This window comes from Synechococcus sp. PCC 6717, assembly GCF_022698185.1.
GTDB lineage: Bacteria > Cyanobacteriota > Cyanobacteriia > Thermosynechococcales > Thermosynechococcaceae > Thermosynechococcus > Thermosynechococcus lividus.
This window is the reverse complement of record NZ_JAKLTV010000002.1, coordinates 290,474-307,944: the sequence shown is the minus strand read 5'-3', so window position 1 is coordinate 307,944 and position 17,471 is coordinate 290,474. Positions and strand designations below refer to the sequence as shown.

Annotated in this window: 14 protein-coding genes and 1 tRNA gene; 7 read left to right on the top strand and 8 right to left on the bottom strand. The window is 53.8% G+C overall.

What is annotated here, in order from left to right:
- Positions 1-53: 53 nt before the first annotated feature.
- Positions 54-1,547, top strand: coding sequence for a hypothetical protein (locus tag L5470_RS04025; protein ID WP_499498297.1), 1,494 nt, complete (start codon positions 54-56; stop codon positions 1,545-1,547).
- A 182-nt stretch (positions 1,548-1,729) separates the two neighbouring features.
- On the opposite strand, the gene L5470_RS04020 is transcribed toward L5470_RS04025, so the two are convergent.
- A tRNA-Tyr gene (locus L5470_RS04020) sits at positions 1,730-1,811 on the bottom strand.
- Between the two features lie 189 nt (positions 1,812-2,000).
- Positions 2,001-2,750, bottom strand: coding sequence for a phycocyanobilin:ferredoxin oxidoreductase (locus tag L5470_RS04015; protein ID WP_499498343.1), 750 nt, complete (start codon positions 2,748-2,750; stop codon positions 2,001-2,003).
- A 41-nt stretch (positions 2,751-2,791) separates the two neighbouring features.
- Here L5470_RS04015 and shc point away from each other — a divergent pair, with 41 nt between their 5' ends.
- Entirely contained in the window at positions 2,792-4,714 is a 1,923-nt protein-coding gene (shc, locus tag L5470_RS04010; protein ID WP_499498295.1) for a squalene--hopene cyclase, read from the top strand.
- Here shc and L5470_RS04005 read toward each other — a convergent pair.
- Positions 4,711-5,556, bottom strand: a complete 846-nt coding sequence (locus L5470_RS04005) for a M48 family metallopeptidase (protein WP_227517458.1) — start codon at positions 5,554-5,556, stop codon at positions 4,711-4,713. The two genes, shc and L5470_RS04005, sit on opposite strands and share 4 nt — an antisense overlap.
- 114 nt (positions 5,557-5,670) lie before the next feature.
- Positions 5,671-6,660 carry a cysteine synthase A gene (locus L5470_RS04000; protein WP_099797620.1) on the bottom strand — a complete coding sequence of 330 codons (990 nt, stop codon included), beginning with the start codon at positions 6,658-6,660 and terminating at the stop codon, positions 5,671-5,673.
- Positions 6,661-6,953: 293 nt separating this feature from the next.
- Here L5470_RS04000 and moeB point away from each other — a divergent pair, with 293 nt between their 5' ends.
- The 4 genes from moeB to L5470_RS03980 are packed head-to-tail and all read left to right on the top strand — an operon-like array spanning position 6,954 to position 10,320.
- On the top strand, positions 6,954-8,126 hold the full coding sequence (gene moeB / locus L5470_RS03995) for a molybdopterin-synthase adenylyltransferase MoeB (protein ID WP_099797619.1): 1,173 nt from the start codon (positions 6,954-6,956) through the stop codon (positions 8,124-8,126).
- Position 8,127: 1 nt separating this feature from the next.
- The gene (locus L5470_RS03990; RefSeq protein ID WP_499498292.1) at positions 8,128-8,865 is read left to right on the top strand and encodes a lipoate--protein ligase family protein; all 738 of its coding nucleotides are present in this window, start codon (positions 8,128-8,130) and stop codon (positions 8,863-8,865) included.
- 33 nt (positions 8,866-8,898) lie between these two features.
- Positions 8,899-9,405 carry a hypothetical protein gene (locus L5470_RS03985; protein WP_499498290.1) on the top strand — a complete coding sequence of 169 codons (507 nt, stop codon included), beginning with the start codon at positions 8,899-8,901 and terminating at the stop codon, positions 9,403-9,405.
- A 27-nt stretch (positions 9,406-9,432) separates the two neighbouring features.
- Positions 9,433-10,320 (top strand): hypothetical protein, encoded by an 888-nt coding sequence (locus tag L5470_RS03980; RefSeq protein ID WP_099797616.1) that lies wholly within the window; start codon positions 9,433-9,435, stop codon positions 10,318-10,320.
- On the opposite strand, the gene L5470_RS03975 is transcribed toward L5470_RS03980, so the two are convergent.
- The 4 genes from L5470_RS03975 to rne form a co-directional block, all read right to left on the bottom strand.
- Entirely contained in the window at positions 10,317-11,081 is a 765-nt protein-coding gene (locus L5470_RS03975; protein ID WP_198406074.1) for a hypothetical protein, read from the bottom strand. The two genes, L5470_RS03980 and L5470_RS03975, sit on opposite strands and share 4 nt — an antisense overlap.
- Positions 11,082-11,126: 45 nt before the next feature.
- Positions 11,127-12,608, bottom strand: a complete 1,482-nt coding sequence (locus L5470_RS03970) for a hypothetical protein (RefSeq protein ID WP_099797615.1) — start codon at positions 12,606-12,608, stop codon at positions 11,127-11,129.
- Between the two features lie 348 nt (positions 12,609-12,956).
- Positions 12,957-13,841 carry a glutaminase gene (locus L5470_RS03965; RefSeq protein WP_499498288.1) on the bottom strand — a complete coding sequence of 295 codons (885 nt, stop codon included), beginning with the start codon at positions 13,839-13,841 and terminating at the stop codon, positions 12,957-12,959.
- 11 nt (positions 13,842-13,852) lie between these two features.
- Positions 13,853-15,895: a ribonuclease E gene (rne, locus tag L5470_RS03960; protein ID WP_499498286.1), complete on the bottom strand. Its 2,043-nt coding sequence runs from the start codon at positions 15,893-15,895 to the stop codon at positions 13,853-13,855.
- A gap of 564 nt (positions 15,896-16,459) precedes the next feature.
- Between rne and hpnH the strand changes: the two genes are divergently transcribed.
- The gene (hpnH, locus tag L5470_RS03955; protein WP_448515160.1) at positions 16,460-17,470 is read left to right on the top strand and encodes an adenosyl-hopene transferase HpnH; all 1,011 of its coding nucleotides are present in this window, start codon (positions 16,460-16,462) and stop codon (positions 17,468-17,470) included.
- The last annotated feature ends 1 nt before the right edge of the window (position 17,471 follow it).

The window sequence follows — 17,471 nt, the reverse complement described above, 5'->3', positions numbered from 1 at the left end:
TGCTGCGATACCTTGTCTAGGCTAGACAGTAGCCTACCCTCAGGATGTGCCCTATGTCTGCGCCACTCAAGCTTAGCCTTACCCTTGCGGCTGTTTTTGGTTTAGGACTCAGTTTATCGGGGCGATCGCTCCCCCAAGGAGATGCCATTATGATCCAACCTGCCCAGAGTCAACCCAGTTGGGGCATTGACACAACGCCATCCGTGGCCTCTACCCCCCCGTCACCAACGACGACCCCCATTGAGTACGATCGCTACCGCCACGTCATTGAGCAAACCCGCAGCATGATCCACAATCCTGAGGCTCAACGCCTAGCACAGCAGTACGGCCTCAACATCCTAGATGTGACATGGGAAGATACAGGCCGCTATCAGAACTCTGCGGTAGGCCCCAACATTAGCGACATGACCATTCAAATTCAACAATACAACCCCCGCACTAAAACCTACGAACTCAGCCTCATGCCCGTGATTCGCTTTCCCAATTTCAGCGATCGCACTGCGGATATTCCCCTCGAGCGCTTCTTTATCCTTGTGGGGAATGAAAAAGGCAAACCCCTAGAGCGGGTCAGCTTAAAGGAACTTTTAGGGAACTTCCGAAAATACCTGCACAACCCCCGTTCTTGGGCTGGGAACCGGCGTTCGTTACTTGCTGCGCGCGACAGCCACGTCCTCGTAAGTGCCCAAGCCTGCTTCTTACCAATTCCCGCTCAAGGAGAAGCCACCTTTAACCCCGTCCTCTTTAACTACCAAAGCTATGAGAAAAATCCGGCGGTTTTAACCATTCTTGTGACCCGCCAAGGCACCAGTGCCACTATCATTGACAACAAGCGGGATGCCTTTGAAGCAGGAATGACGTGGGGGCAGCGGCTCTTCTTTAACAAAAATGGCGAGCGAGCGAGCCTTGTGGGACAGCGCGCCAGTGACTTTGGCGTTATCAGCGGTGGTAGCGAGATCACCTCTACCCAAGCAGAAGCCGCTGGTATGAATATGGTCATGCTCATTCAAGTCCCCCTCAAACAAACCCCACGCCCCCGTCAGCCAATGTCCGTGTTCCCTGCTCCATCTGTTGTCTTTGAGTCGGCTGCCCCTACCGGTCTAAGTCGCTCTAATGTAGAGGCTGCTGTCATTAGCCACGGCAAGGTGGAAGGTCCCTTTACAGAAATTGATAATTTACCCATTGAACGAGATCCGCGATTCCCCGTGCGCGTCACGGTGCAATTCTATAAAGCTACCGATAATGGCGTTGTCTCGGCAGCGGATATGCGCCACATTCACGATCAGATCGCCAAGGTCTATAGTAATGCCGATTATGTGGGCAGCCTTGTTATTGATGGGGATACAGGGCGACCCACAGAATATACCGGCAGTAAGCAGGAACCTCCCGGCTGGTGGGATGACTTTTGGCAACGCCATCAGCAAAATACCGGCCAAAGCCGTGAAGAGGCGCTTGAAATGCTACGGCGACTACGGGGACAACACTGGATGCCCCGCTCCCAAAAGGAACTGGAGCAAGCCCTCAAATCCCTAGCTAGCGACCAGAAGTGAACGATTGCCTCTCTAGAACTGCGCCAACAGTGGAGATGCGATGGTGCCCTGTCATCACTCTATTCTTGAGCCCTACATGTAGCTATCCACGAGTGTTGAATTTGGTAAGAAAACAGAGAAAAAAGCAGCCAAGCAGCTATGATTTGGCTACAAATACAACCTTATGAGGTGTTTTGTCTTGATGGGCCGGGCTGGATTCGAACCAGCGTAGGCGTAGCCAACGGATTTACAGTCCGCCCCCATTAACCACTCGGGCACCGACCCATTCATCGCGATCTTTGAGTATAGCAGAGGGTGTTCGCCAATGGAACCCTAGATTCTAGGTGCCTTGACCACATCAACTGATTGATTGCCCTAAAAAACAGTCTTCAATTGGTCAGTCTTGACCCACAGGCTGATTTGATCTTGCCTGCAAGCAAGCTTCAGACAACCCTTTGACTAGAGTATGGGTGGCTATGGTGCATCAAACAGTACAGTGGTCATATACCGCTCCGCCCAATCGTGACCAAAGGCTTTTTCAAGGACTCGCCGTGTTTTGTCGTTTTGCTGTTGTTGCTGGCAATATTGCTGTTGACCAGCAATCACTGGCTGGGGATCGAGGAGGGGGGTGCTCTGTTGGCTTAGCTGGCAGTGAAGCGCTAGATAGTCGCCAATGCGATCTAAAAATTGCTGCTCTTCGCTAGCACCTTGGGGGCGAATAAAAAGGCAAAATGGCGAAAAAATATAGCCCCATGGCGGCAGTTCCCGCGTCTGGCTAAAAGCTATTTTGGGCAGTGCATTCAAGGCAGTAGTGTAGGCAGGGGGTAGCTCCCCAGTCACAGGAGACAGATCAACAATGGCAGCACTAATTTGCCCACGCCCTCCCACTAAGTCACAGCCAAACATGGGCAGATCATAGGTTGGCTGCGGAAACATCACGCAGTGCAAAATATCGAGGGTGTTCCCCACCCGTGCCAATTCTAAATGCAGTTTGCGAAAGGGAGGAGCTTGGTAGCAGTGGTTTTCAATGACGAGGCGCTCTCCCTCCAGTTTGCCTTCAACATAGCCAAGGTCTGCGGGTAACTCGTAAGGAGCAAGCTGCAGGTGAGTCTGCCAAATCTGCTCGATGCGATCGGCCAAGCGTTGAATGAGGGGATGTTGTTGCTGACGGAGAGACATAAGTACTGATCCTAGCTCAACGTCGCACAACTTGCGACAGGGCATCGCCACGGCTAAACTAACCTTCAGTGAACAACCGGAACCCCATGCACACTGAACTTGCTCCTGCCATTGATCAACAGAAGCTCCAACAGGCCATTCGCGCTAGCCAAGACTATTTACTCTCCCAGCAATATCCAGAAGGCTACTGGTGGGCGGAATTGGAGTCAAATGTCACAATGACGGCAGAGGTAATTCTGCTGCACAAAATTTGGGGCACTGAGCAGCGACTTCCTTTAGCTAAAGCCGAGCATTACCTGCGCATTCACCAGCGAGAGCATGGTGGTTGGGAATTGTTCTACAGTGATGGCGGCGACCTCAGCACCAGTGTCGAAGCCTACATGGGGTTACGGCTGCTGGGGGTTCCCGTGGATGATCCTGCCCTAGTCAAAGCCCGACAGTTTATTCTGGCACGGGGCGGCATTACCAAAACCCGTATTTTTACCAAGCTGCATCTTGCCCTCTTGGGGTGCTATGACTGGCGGGGGATCCCTTCACTGCCGCCGTGGATTATGCTCCTGCCTGAGGGCAGCCCGTTCACCATCTATGACATGTCTAGTTGGGCACGAGGGAGTACGGTGCCCTTGCTGATTGTGATGGATCGCAAACCTGTCTATCCGATGCAGCCTGCCCTTAGCCTCGATGAACTGTACGTGGAAGGCCGCGCCAATGCATCCTATGAACTGCCGCGCCAAGGTAACTGGGGGGATGTGTTTATTGGCTTGGATCAGGTGTTCAAGGTCTGCGAAGCATGGAATCTCACCCCTCTGCGGCAGGAAGGGATCAAGGCAGCAGAAAAATGGGTGCTCGAGCGACAAGAGGCCAGCGGTGACTGGGGGGGCATTATTCCGGCGATGCTGAACTCCCTACTGGCGCTGCGGGTTCTGAACTATGCAGTGGATGACCCGATTGTGCAGCGGGGAATGGCGGCGGTTGATCGCTTTGCCATTGAAACAGAGACGGAGTACCGTGTGCAGCCCTGTGTCTCGCCGGTGTGGGATACGGCGCTGGTGATGCGGGCAATGGTGGACTCAGGGATAGCTGCGGATCATCCTGCGTTGGTCAAGGCAGGGGAGTGGTTGCTCTCAAAGCAAATTCTCGACTATGGTGACTGGTGCGTTAAAAATAAAACGGGTCAGCCCGGTGGCTGGGCGTTTGAGTTTGAAAATCGCTTTTACCCAGATGTTGACGATACCGCCGTGGTGGTGATGGCGTTAGAGGCGGTCACACTTCCTGACGAAAAGGTGAAACGACAGGCCATGGAGCGTGCTGCCGCATGGGTGGCTTCAATGCAGTGCCGTCCGGGAGGGTGGGCAGCCTTTGATGTGGACAACGACCAAGATTGGTTGAATGCTATTCCCTACGGCGATCTCAAGGCGATGATTGATCCGAATACGGCGGATGTAACGGCACGTGTGCTGGAAATGGTGGGGCGATGCGCTCTTTCGTTTGACAGCACGGCAGTAGATCGCGCCTTGGCTTACCTGCGCAATGAGCAGGAACCGGAAGGCTGCTGGTTTGGCCGTTGGGGGGTGAATTATATCTATGGCACCAGTGGGGTGCTCTCCGCGTTAGCTCTGGTTGCTCCCCGCTACGATCGCTGGCGAATTCGCCGCGCGGCGGAATGGTTAGTGCAGTGCCAAAATAGGGATGGTGGCTGGGGGGAAACCTGCTGGAGCTACAATGATCCCTCGTTGAAAGGCAAAGGGGATAGTACGCCTTCGCAAACGGCGTGGGCGCTCATTGGCCTGCTAGCGGCGGCAGAGGCGACGGGGGAGGCTGCAACAGCGGCAATTGAGCGTGGGGTAACCTACCTCCTAGAAACCCAGCGTAGTGATGGCACATGGAATGAGGATTATTTTACGGGGACGGGGTTTCCTTGCCATTTTTACCTGAAGTACCACTACTACCAACAGCATTTTCCCTTGACTGCTTTAGGTCGCTATGCGCGGTGGCGAGAGCAAGCCTAGTTGCTAAACGAACGCAGGGTTTGCTGATAGGCAATGGTATCGGTACCACACATCGGCTGCGGGGTATGCAAGCACGCATTCCCTAAACCAGACCGAATTAAGTTCTCAGCAATGGCGAGGCGATCGCCCGGGGCAGGGTGAGTGCTCAAAATGGTTGGTGGGGTTCCCCCCTGCTGTCGTAACTTTTGCAGGAAGGTGACCATTCCCCGCGGATCATAATTACTGCGGGTCAACAGGTTGAGACCATAGCGATCGGCGTCTAATTCCTGCTCACGGCTACGGGGACGGCGGAAGGCCAGTTCCATCGCCAGTTGAATGCCGCGATCGCGATCCAAACCAGCGGCGGTCATCAGTCCTTGGGCAATAGCGGTCTGCTGTAGCTGCCGGATCACATGGCGCTGGTCAATGTGGCCAATTTCGTGGGCAATCACACTGGCTAGCTCGGCCTCGTTTTCAGCCCGCAGCATCAGCCCGGTGGTGACATACACAAACCCGCCCATGGTTGCGTAGGCATTCACTTGTCGGTCTTGAATGATCTGAAACTGGTAAGGCAAACCGCGGCGATCGCCTACACTCACCAATCGTTGGCCAATGCTGTTAATGTAATCCTGAGCTGCCCGATTGCGAACGATACGCATTCCTTGCCGCAGCATTTGGTCATTAATCTGTTGCCCAAGCGCCACCTCCTGTCGCGGTGAAATATTGGACAGTTGGAGAACTTGGACTCCCTGTAGCAGGAGGCGCTGCCAAAGGTTTTGAGCCTGTACCATGCCGGGGTGCAGGACAATGGCTAGCCCACACACCACACTCATTAACAGCAGGAACCAGCGTCTTTGTTTCACGGCAAACTTGATCCTTCACCTAGACAGCACACAAGCAGTGCAAAAATCCACACCCACGCCTAGGGGCTACTTGCCCTCCTGTGACCGGTAGCCCTAGCGTCTTGTTCCCAGTCCTTAAGGTTTCTTAATCTCAGGAACCGTGAGTCCCTTACTGGCTAGCCACTCCGGGTTAAAGAGGCGAGACTGATAGCGGGAGCCACCGTCGCATAGTACTGTGACAATAGTGTGATTGGGGCCAAGTTCTTTGGCCAAGCGTAGGGCTGCACCGACATTGATGCCCACTGACCCACCCATAAACAGGCCATCGTAATGCAGCAATTGATAGATCACCTCCAGGCACTCTTGATCAGTAATTTGGATGGCATCATCAATGGGTGCGCCCGCTAAATTGGCGGTAATGCGGCTATTGCCAATCCCTTCCGTGATTGAGTTGCCGCTGCTGCTAAGGATTCCCGTTTTGGCATAGCTATAGATGGCACTGCCCATCGGATCTGCCACCACCGTACGAATAGCCGGATTTTTTTCCTTCAGGTATAGTGCCACGCCAGCATAGGTGCCACCCGTTCCCGTGGCTGCAACCCATGCATCCACTTGGCCATCCGTTTGCTGCCAAATTTCCGCACCAGTCGTCTCATAGTGGGCTTGGCGGTTCGCAAGGTTATCAAACTGGTTTGCCCAGATGGCATTCTCCATTTCCGCCGCAATCCGCCCCGAGAGCTTGACGTAATTATTGGGATCTTTGTAGGGAACGGCGGGCACGGTTCGCACCTCGGCACCTAGGGTGCGCAGCAGGTCGATTTTCTCTTGGGATTGGGTGTTGGGGATAACAATTAGGCACTTGTAGCCCTTGGCATTGCAGATGTGGGCTAAGCCAATTCCCGTGTTCCCAGCCGTCCCTTCAACAACCGTGCCACCGGGTTTGAGTAATCCTTTTTTTTCGGCATCTTCGATAATGTAGAGCGCAGCCCGGTCTTTAACGGAGCCACCGGGGTTGAGAAACTCAGCTTTGCCTAAAATGTTACAACCTGTCAGGTCACTAAAGTAGTTGAGGCGAATGAGGGGCGTTTGACCAATAGTACCCACAAATCCCTGTTTAATATCCATGCCGAGAGCGTATAGTGTTGACTCAATAGTCCTATGTTGGCATATTCCCCTGCCCTAACAGATGGGGATTCTGCACCAGTCCTCTAAACCCTTCAACCACCCCCATCGGCGAAGCAGTACACTGCATATTGGTAAGGGCGAGGGATTTGGATGAACGGCTCGCGACACTCATCTTCGTTGAGACCACTTGCAAGTTAGAGCGTTGCGAGAGGACTCTCTGAGTACAATGGAGAGACTAACCCCTCACCTTTGCTGATCAGGTTAGATCAGCTTGACCTTACTGCATTCTCACCATGCTAAATCCTGATCTTGCAACGATTGAACTAACTAAAGATGACTATGAGCGCTATTCGCGCCATTTGATCTTGCCGGAAGTGGGCGTTGAGGGACAAAAACGCCTCAAGGCCGCTAGCGTACTCTGCATTGGTACCGGTGGGCTGGGGTCCCCCTTGCTGCTATACCTTGCAGCCGCAGGCATTGGCCGCTTGGGCATTGTGGACTTTGATGTTGTCGATAGCTCTAACCTACAACGGCAAATCATCCATGGCACGTCTTGGGTGGGCAAGCCGAAAATTCAGTCGGCCAAGCAGCGCATCCTTGAGATTAATCCCTACTGCCAAGTGGATCTCTACGAAACCCGTCTGAATGCCGCTAACGCCCTCGATATTGCCGCAAGCTACGACATTGTGGTGGATGGCACAGATAATTTCCCAACTCGCTACTTGGTGAATGATGCCTGTGTATTGCTCAACAAGCCCAATGTCTATGGCTCTATTTTCCGCTTTGAAGGCCAAGCCACCGTGTTTAACTACGAAGGTGGTCCTAACTATCGCGATCTCTATCCTGAACCGCCACCCCCGGGATTGGTTCCCTCCTGTGCAGAGGGGGGCGTTCTGGGTATTTTGCCGGGCATTATTGGCGTGATTCAGGCCACAGAAACCATCAAAATTATTCTTGGTAAGGGCACTACCCTCAGTGGTCGGCTGCTGTTGTTTAACGCTCTTGAGATGACGTTTCGCGAGCTAAAACTGCGCCCCAATCCAGAGCGCCCTGTCATCGACAAGCTCATTGACTATGAAGAATTTTGCGGTATTCGACAAGCCCAAGCCCAAGAGGCAGCGCAAATGGCAGACATTCCAGAAATGACGGTTCAGGAACTCAAACACCTCCTAGATAGCGGTGCGACGGACTATGTTCTGGTGGATGTCCGCAATCCGAACGAGTACGAGATTGCCAAAATCCCGGGTTCAGTTTTGGTTCCCCTCTCAGAGATTGAAAACGGCACTGGGATCGAAACAGTCCGTCAACTGGTGAATGGGCATCGTCTTCTTGTGCACTGCAAGATGGGGGGACGCTCGGCCAAGGCACTGGCAATCTTGAAGCAAGCGGGCATTGAGGGGATTAACATCAAGGGGGGGATTAACGCTTGGAGCCAAGAGGTCGATCCCACCGTTCCTACTTACTAGGATGCCCTTGCAAGGGGATTTGAACTGGCGCTACATTCCAGCGATCGCCACCACGGGTGCCTTACAAATGGCCATCGATACGTGGTTGTGGCACCACAGCGATCGCCCCTGCCTGCGCTTTTATACATGGGAACCCGCTGCCATTTCCTTGGGGTATCATCAGCGGCAGTTCCCAGCATCTTGGCGCTCTTTGGGGTGGCAAGGGCAACCCCTCTCGCTAGTGCGGCGACCCACCGGTGGGCGGGCGGTGCTTCACCAAGGGGATCTGACCTACAGTATTGTGGTGTGGGGGCTAGGGCGATCGCGCCATCACCTCTATAGGCAACTCTGCCAGTTTCTCCTCAAGGGCTGGGAAGCGTTAGGGTATTCCCTAGCGTTTGGCCATGCAGCCCTCAGTGCCTACGGGGAACAACCCGTCAACTGTTTTGCCMCCGCCACCGCCGCAGATATTACCCTGCTCAGTGGTGAGAAGATCATCGGCAGTGCTCAGGGCTGGCGAGGCGATCGCGTCCTCCAGCACGGCTCTATTCTCCTGCAACCCAACCGTGATCTTTGGCAGCAGGTCTTTGGCTGCGCACCCCATTCATTGGCCTTACCGCCACCGGAGCGGGTACAAGACGCTCTCCTGAGCGCCTTTGCCGAGCAGTGGCACGTCACCTTAACCCCCGAACCGCTCACCCACGCAGAATGGCAAGACGTTAAGAGAATTGCAACATTGGTCGCAGGCCAAACCCTCTAAGCTAGAATCAGCGTGTTGGAATAGGGAACAATAATGCCGTTCACCCGCTGGTTCACCGCCCTACTGCTAGCCCTCACCTTAGTGGTGACTGGTTGTGCCGCTACACCTCCGTCACCCTACCAACAGGTTCAGCAGGAGAGCACCCAGCGCAATGCTCCGGCAGCAGTGGCTCGCGAGGCCACCCAAGGCAGTGAATTTAACCGCTTCTTTCCCCCAGAGGGTGATGGCTACGAGCGAATTTACGTGCAAGAGAAAAAAGGGTTTGCGGAAGCAAAACTCAAAAAAGATGGCAAAGACCTTGCCATGCTAGCGATTTCAGACACCATTAGTCTGCCGGACGCCGCTGCCAAATTCCAAAACAGCACCACTACCATTGCGGGTTACCCTGCCCTCRAAATTGGTACCACTCAAACCGCCATTCTGGTGGCCAATCGGTATCAGGTGAAAGTGCTCTCCCGCGATCCAAGCTTTAGCGCCAGCGATCGCCGCGCTTGGATTGAAAAGTTTGACCTAGCTGGTTTGGCGCAACTAGCGCAGTAACCTATCCCCCAGTCATAAGGAGATTCCGTGAGCGAGGCCATCTTCAAAGTTGTTGACCAACTTCCCAGCGGCGGCATTACGGTGATGTCGCTAAAAGCCCTAGATTTCGTCATCCCCGGACAGTGGCAGAATATTGTTGGCTTTGATAACACCATCCGCCATGTGACGGGAGAAACCGATCCAGCCTTGGTGCGACAAATTGGCGAGCGCGCTGTACGGCTGTTTAACGATCGGTCGCAGGGGTATCAGCGGGCACTGTGGCTGTACCAAACCGTGGATAATACCGACGCACTCCTAGGTGCCGCCGCCTTAGCGAACAAGGTCGGTGAAAAAATCTCCTTCCTTGGCTTTCTCGACAAAATCACCCCAAAACCCGAGCGGGCACAAGCCATTGATCTGAGCATTAAACTGATTGTTGAGATCCTTGCCTTCTGCCAAATCAACGGGATTCCGGGGGACAGCCTCAGTGACTTCCTCCGCGCCCTCGGGGACTATGGTGGCGAATCCTTAATGCGTATGGCGGCACTGATCTGCTTCGATGGCTTAATTCCCTTAGGCCCCGACTTTTTGTTGAAATGTCTCAACACGCTCCACAGTCTGCAACCCAACGACCTGCAAGAAAATCCAACCTTCAAGGCCATTAGTAGCGTTGTCCCCGGCGGCAGCCCTGCGGGTCAGTTGGGCTTTATTCTCCAAAGCGTTGGCGCGGTGCAAGGTTGGATGAGTCAGTTTGTGGCCTCGCGGGATCTAACGCCCGAAAAGGTGGTGAACAGTTTACAGAACTTTATTGAACTCTCGAAGGATAACCTTGATTACTTAGGGGCATTCCTCGACATGACCACGAATTATTACTACCACACAGGGGTTCAGACCTTAGCACGCCGCTTAATTGAGCGAGCAGTCGCTGAGATCTAGTCCCGCGATAAGGGAGTTTCCGAGGCCGGAGTGCCATAGCCCTGCTGAAGCGCTTGCAAAAGACGCTGTACCGCTGCTTGATCGATGCTGGAGCGCTCCAGAGGAGGCTCGCTCTCAAGGGTTTGTAGTAAGGCGGCCAACTCTGGAATGTTGTGCAACGGCTCGCCATAGGTATTGCCCTTGGTGGGGGCAGCTTTGGGGGGGGCTTCCGGCAGCGGAGTCAGGAAGCTAATTTGCTCTGCAAGATAGTAAATGGGTTGCAGTTGCTCTAGGGGAAAGGTACCGAAGCCTTGGGCATTCGCAGGGAACTGTTGCCAATGATTGACGAGGGTTTGGCGATCGCTAAAGCCGAGAATTCGTGCCCAGCGGCGATCGCGATCCAGGGCAACAGCAACCGCAATATCAGCATTCACCACCCCTAAGAAGGTGGGGCAGTGGATTTCTAGCGCCTTACCTTGCTCTACAGGATAAAGAGCCAGTTGCACCCCTTCCAAATTCAGATCCGCAATATCGAGTAAATCTAAAACATCTGGACGCTCACACCATGTTGTACTAAGGGTAAGTTGTGGAGGCACATCCTCCCAGTCGTCTGCCTTACTCAGCACCCCTTCATGTTCCCACCAGTCAATAAATGTATAGAGAGCTACAAGATAGGGCAGTACCTGTTGCTGGCGGCTTGGGCGGCACTCCTTGAGGACGGCGTGGGCGGCATCTAATGTCAGGGAACGAATGGGAACAACCGGTGCCAAGAAAGAAGTCATAGCAGTTATTATCCAAACCAAGTACGAGAAACTGAGCCAAACCGCCTAGGGAAGATAGTAAATGCCGTTACGATCGCACCACTGGGCGAGTTTGGTTTCTATTTGGTCATCAATTTGCTTCGCAGTGCAGGTACCACGGGCATATTCGGGGTGAATCTCCCGTCGAGTTTGCCGCCGTTGATGGGGACTGGGAATTGATTGGGTGTCATACCAGCGTTTCATCCACTCAGGAATCTGCGGATCTTGAAAGAATTTACGGTAGAGCCAGAGGCGATATTCACGACCCAGACAACGGGAAATTGTTGGTTGGCTCACAAAGAGTTCGCGGGCAATTTCCGCTTGGGTGCGGCGCCGCTCACACCAGTCCCGTACCCATGTGGGGGTTTGGGGATCATTGAGAAAGTCCACCATACATTCAATGCCTTGGCCACTGTTACTGGGTAGAGAGCGGGCATCAGGATAGTTATCAATCCATTCTTGGTTGCTATCAGTGGAGCAAATATTCAAGGAGCGGGTGGACTGGACGTAACGCCCCAAAATGCGCCGCACCTGCTGATGGACATCGCGGGTATATTCAATGCTCCAACCGAGTAGTTGGGCGATGTGCTGCCGCAGGCGAGCGGTGGAGGCGCGGATGCGCGGATCGGTAATTTCCGTTTGCACAATCGTAATCAGGCTGATGCAGGCCTTGGGGTCAATCTCCCGCTGAATCTCTGGCGGCGATGCGCTGTAGCGATCCTGAAAGACTTGCAGGGCGCGGCTTTCGTAAAATAGCAGTTCATCCGCTTCCCGTTTCAGCAGTTTTCGTTTTTCGTCCGCCAGCTTATTGCTGACAACGGTGCGAACCCATGCTTCAAAGGTGGGTCGGCCATGGCCGCTGGCACTAAAGGGCTTCAGCGGGTCAAAGGATTTCATGGCTTCCCATAGCCATCCTATAAGATTACTTTGACAGTGATCGGGGTCAGCACTGCCAAGGCAAACGGTGCGCAGCAGATCCCGATACTCTTGGCGAAATTGGGGGGTCAGCAGAACGCTGGCTCCCAGCTCTTGGCGCAAGCATTGAATAAAAAAGGCGAGAAAACACTCTGCTTCTGTGAGGGTTGGGGGTGGGGTGCGCTGCATCAGCGCTGGCCGACTAAACGCTAGCACCAGTTGTTTGAGTGGGCCGTTATAGTGTCCCCGATTGAGACGATTGTACTCATCCTGAATCACTGTAGCGGGAATTTGCAGCAGCCGCAGGACGGTTTTGTGGAGCGATTGCTGTTGCAGTTGAGTGCGGCTCACACCGTCCAAACAGCGGGGAAATAAGCGAAAATAGGCTTCAACGAGGCGTTGGAGGTAGCCCCCCCGTTGCTGGCTGTCGCCATTGGGATCGATACTGCGCTCTAAAATGGCTCGCAGGGCTTGACACAGAGGCTTGACAACCGTTGGCGATCGCTCCCCGGCCAGATAGCGGGCACGAGCGGCCTGTAATAACTGGGGGAGTTGTTCCACCTCAAGGTCAGGACTGCGGGTCGAGGGACTCATCCGAATAGGCAACGCTAAAATTGTTACTCAACATAGTAGCGGTTTTTGCCAAACTCCTTCGGTGCTGCCCGTGCCCAGAGGTACCGTGAGGTCGGTAAACTGGTCGGGGTTAGGGGGTTGCATGTCCTAGCCTCGTTAGTGTAATGAGAGTGATGTCCGACAATACATTTGCAAAAGGGAACAACGTTTGTAGGTTGATTATCTATCGATCTCACAGCATTTTGCAACGGCAGCCAGCACCGCATCAAGTGTTTCAGCCTGCTGCGGCAACACCTCCAGTTTGCAAGATACGGTGAGAATTTGAGACATTTTTCAAGCTGTGAGGTTCACTGAGTTTACTGAGTTTACCTAGCTCAAGGGACTGAGGCTGAGGTGGCGACTGATACACTGGAGGAGGTGCAGCCCCAAGACAGAGTTACCACTGGCATCAAGGGGAGGGCTATAGCAGGCGATCGCCCCCTGTTGAGGTACCACTGCTAGGACAAGGCCACTCACTCCAGATTTCATGGGCAAGCCAATGTCAAGGGCATAGCGGGGCGAATCCTCGTAGAGGCCACACATGAGCATCAGGGTATTCACTATGTGGCGATGGCGATCGCGAATTGCAGGATGGGGGCACGCCAGAAGCAGTCCCAAGCGGGCAACATCGTGAATGGTCCCTTGAAGGCAGCAGATTTGGTTATAGCTGTCTAAGGCGGCCATTGCATCTGTGATGCTACCCGCCTCTGCCAAGTAGTAGCTCAAACTGCGATTGTGCCAGTTAGGATGGCGATAGACCGCTGCAAGCACAACCGGATCAACCGTCAAGGCTGTCCCCGCACACTGATTCAGCCACTCTTGAAATGCAGCCACGCCACCGGCTTGACTCAAACGGCTGGCCAAGGCGATCGCTCCACTGTTGATCATCGGATTTCGGGGCCACCCCTGATCCAAGCTTAATTGCAAGACAGAGTTGTACGGGTACTCGGAGGGACGCTGCCCAACCCACTCCCACACCTGCTGATCCCAATGCGTGAGGGCATAGAGCAACAAAAACGGCTTCACCACACTCATTAAGGGAAACGATAATGCCCCATTGCCCACAGTTAATGCATAGTCATGGGTCAGCACCTCAAAGGCAAAGGCATCGGCTGCAACCTTGGGAAGCCGTTGCAGCGGGGTGCCGTCTAAGGGAACCCGACCCACCCACTCATAAATCTGCTCGGATTGTAGCTGCCGCAGGCGTTCCACCATGCTGGCTGTCTCTAGGTGTCAGGAGCAGAGGAGTCACTACCGCTGGTGACGCGCCGCCGTCGCCGTCGTCCTGCCGATACGGTTGGCTCCGCGGGGAGTGAACTCTCCGTAGGGGCTGCTTGCGGAACCTCTACGACCTGCTCTATTTCAGTTGGTGGCACGGTCGCAACGATCGGCTCAAGGGGGATGGGCGGCAACTCCCCACTGCTATCACTGCTATCTAAGGGGGTCTCACCTTCAAGGGGATCCTCTGGCAATGGATCCCCAAGGGGGCGCGTCACTTTCTCTGGTAAGGGCAGCGGCTCTTGACCCGGGCTAGCCACCATCACAATGGCTGAGCGCGGATTTTTAACCTCCTCGCTGTGCAAAACTAAGGGTGAAATACCGATTTCTGCATAGATAGCTTGCTCTTGATCCGTCATCGTGACTGTGACCACCTCTGGCGGCTCCGAACGACTGGGGCGCGGTGGACGAGCCGACCGGGTTTCAGGACTGAGCTTGACCACAGGGCTGGCAACCTCAACCACTGTGGGGGTTGTAATCACCTTGCGACCATTGCTACTCTCACTACTGCGGCTGTCGCTGTTGCGGCGCAGCGGACGACTATTACTGCCACTAGAACCGCGGGGGGAGCGCGAGGTGGATCGCCGTGCTCCGCCTACCTCTTGGTAGTCGGGATGATTGAGAAACTGCGTCTCTGTGGTGGTACCACTTGAGGTGAAGCCGTTGGGTTCGCTGCGGTTATCGATGCTACGGCGGGGGTCTGCCGGTCGTGGCAGGGGCGATCGCTCCACACTTTCTCCGGGGCTATCGTCCGGTTCCCCGGGTAAATGCACTAAATGACCTAAGCCTCCACAGGCTGCACAGGGACGGCCAAACAATTCATAGATATTTTGCCCTTGCCGTTTCCGCGTCAGCTCGACCAGTCCCAGTTCTGAAAGCTGGGCAATTTGGGGACGGGCTTTATCGGCTCGCAGTGCTTTACTAAAGTGCTCAAGCAACTGAAGTTGATCACGGCGGGRGTCCATGTCAATAAAGTCAACAATAATCACCCCTGCAATATTGCGCAGTCGCAGTTGCCGGGCAATTTCCGTTGCTGCTTCGCAGTTGGTCCACAGCACTGTTTCGCGGGAGGTGGCCGAACTGGTAAAGGAGCCAGAGTTAACATCAATGACCGTTAGGGCTTCTGTGGGTTCAATGATAATGTAGCCCCCTGAGGGTAAATCGACCCGTGGCTTCAGGGCTTCACGAATTGCAGCATTGACCCGGAAATAATCGAGAATGGGAATGGCCTCTTGGTGATGGTCAATGAGCACACCCACGGGGGGTTTATTACTGTTCCAGTTCATTAGGTGCTGCTTCACGCGCTTCACCCCACCGGCGGTATCCACCACAATACGGTTCACATCACTGCTATAGACATCCCGCAGCACCCGCTGAATAAAATCGTCATCTCGCCCTAGCAGCAGGGGAGGACGACTAGATGCGGCTTGCTGTTGAATGGTTTCCCACTGCCGTTGCAATAGCTCTAGGTCTTCGAGAATGGCCTCTTCGCTCATGCCCTCTGCTTCAGTGCGCACAAGTAGCCCCATCCCCGCTGGCTTCACCAAAATACCGAGGGCGCGCAGCCGGTGCCGTTCCGCTTCGTTGGCAATGCGCCGCGACAGGTTCACCCCTCGCCCGTAGGGCATGAGCACCAGATAGCGACCGGGCAGGGAAATGTTCCCCGTCAGCCGTGGCCCCTTGTTGCCAGTGGGTTCTTTCATCACTTGCACCAGCACCTTTTGTTGGGGGCTGAGCAGTTCGGTAATTGCCCCAGCGGTACGCTTTAACCGCAGCGGTCCAAGGTCAGTGACATGGATAAAGCCATTGCGGGCGGTGTCACCCAAATTGACGAAGGCAGCATCAATACCGGGAAGCACATTTTCAACCACACCGAGGTAAATATCTCCCACCTGATGGCTGCCGGTGGCTACAATGAGCTCTTGAATTTGATCTTCGGCAAAAACTGCCGCCAGCCGATGCTGCTCGGCAATAATAATTTGCTTAGGCATTCATTATCCTTGGATAGTTTAACGCAACAAACGTAAGCATGAATTGGCTAAAAAGCTAACGGCTAGATCTAAGCCATCGCTGCCCCCCGCAAACAGTGGAGACGACAGCACGTATGGCTAGAGGTAAGGTTGGTGTCAGAGTTGCTGTAGAGGTCAGTTGGCAACGAACGCTAGAATGCAAAATTGGTGATACCTGAAGACTCTGCACAGGTTGCAGGTAGTAAAGATGCCACCGAAGGCCAACTGGGATGAGATGGGAGTACTTAACTTTTTGTCTCTTGGGCTATTAAAGTTAAGTATTAGAGTCATTTTTCTACAGTTACTCTAATGGTCTCTGATTATACGCACCTCTGTCAATATTGACTAGGGGTCTTTAGAAAAAACTTTCTTGCCCCTTGGAGCTGGTGGCGATCGCTACCCACCCCTACCTCTCGTGTGTGACACTTTGGAAACTTGATAGGACACTTTAGCGATCGCCTGTAAAGCTGCTACAACTATAAGCATCTATAAACATCTGTTAAGAGTTTTAGATGGAGTCATTAGCCCCATTGAGGAGATTAACGCATGGGAGTCCACATCAAGCAAGCAGTGGAAGTCGCCACCTACATTATCTCACAACGCCTCCAAGGGAAAAAACGCTTTCCGCTCACCTTGATGCTTGAGCCTCTCTTCCGTTGTAACCTTGCCTGTTCCGGTTGCGGCAAAATTCAGCATCCTCTAGACATTTTGCGGAAATACCTCACCCCGGAAGAGTGCTTTCGGGCGGTTGAAGAGTGTGGCGCGCCCATTGTGGCCATTCCCGGCGGCGAACCCCTACTGCACCCGCAAATTGATGAAATTGTCAGTGGCCTAGTGGCACGGCGCAAGTTTGTTTATCTGTGTACCAATGGTATTTTACTGGAGGAGAACCTCCACAAATTTAAGCCCTCCCCCTACTTTAGCTTCAGCGTTCACTTAGATGGCTTACGGGAGTGGCACGACAAGTGTGTGGATCGCAAGGGAGTTTTCGATATTGCGGTCAAGGCCATTAAGGCAGCCAAGGCAAAAGGCTTTCGCGTCACCACGAACACGACAATTTTTGAGGGCGCGAATGTGGCAGACATGCAAGCCTTCTTTGACTTTATTAGCTCCCTTGGTGTGGATGGGATGATGATTTCTCCGGGGTATGCCTACGAGTGGGCACCGGATCAAGAGCATTTCCTGAAGCGAGAGCAAACCCGTGCCCTTTTCCGCGAGATTCTGGCACCCTACCGTGCGGGCAAGAAGAACTGGAACTTCAACCACAATCCCCTGTTCCTCGACTTTCTTGTTGGCGAGAAAGATTATGAGTGTACTCCATGGGGGATGCCGAGCTACAGTGTGCTAGGCTGGCAGAAGCCTTGCTACTTACTGAACGAAGGTCATTATCAAACGTGGCAAGAACTCCTAGACAATACGAACTGGGAGAACTATGGCCACAAGAGTGGTAATCCCAAGTGCCGCGATTGTATGGTGCACTGTGGTTATGAACCCACTGCGGCTATGGATGCCTTTAACCCCGGCAATATGGTGAAGGCGGCGGCCAGTCTATTTTAAG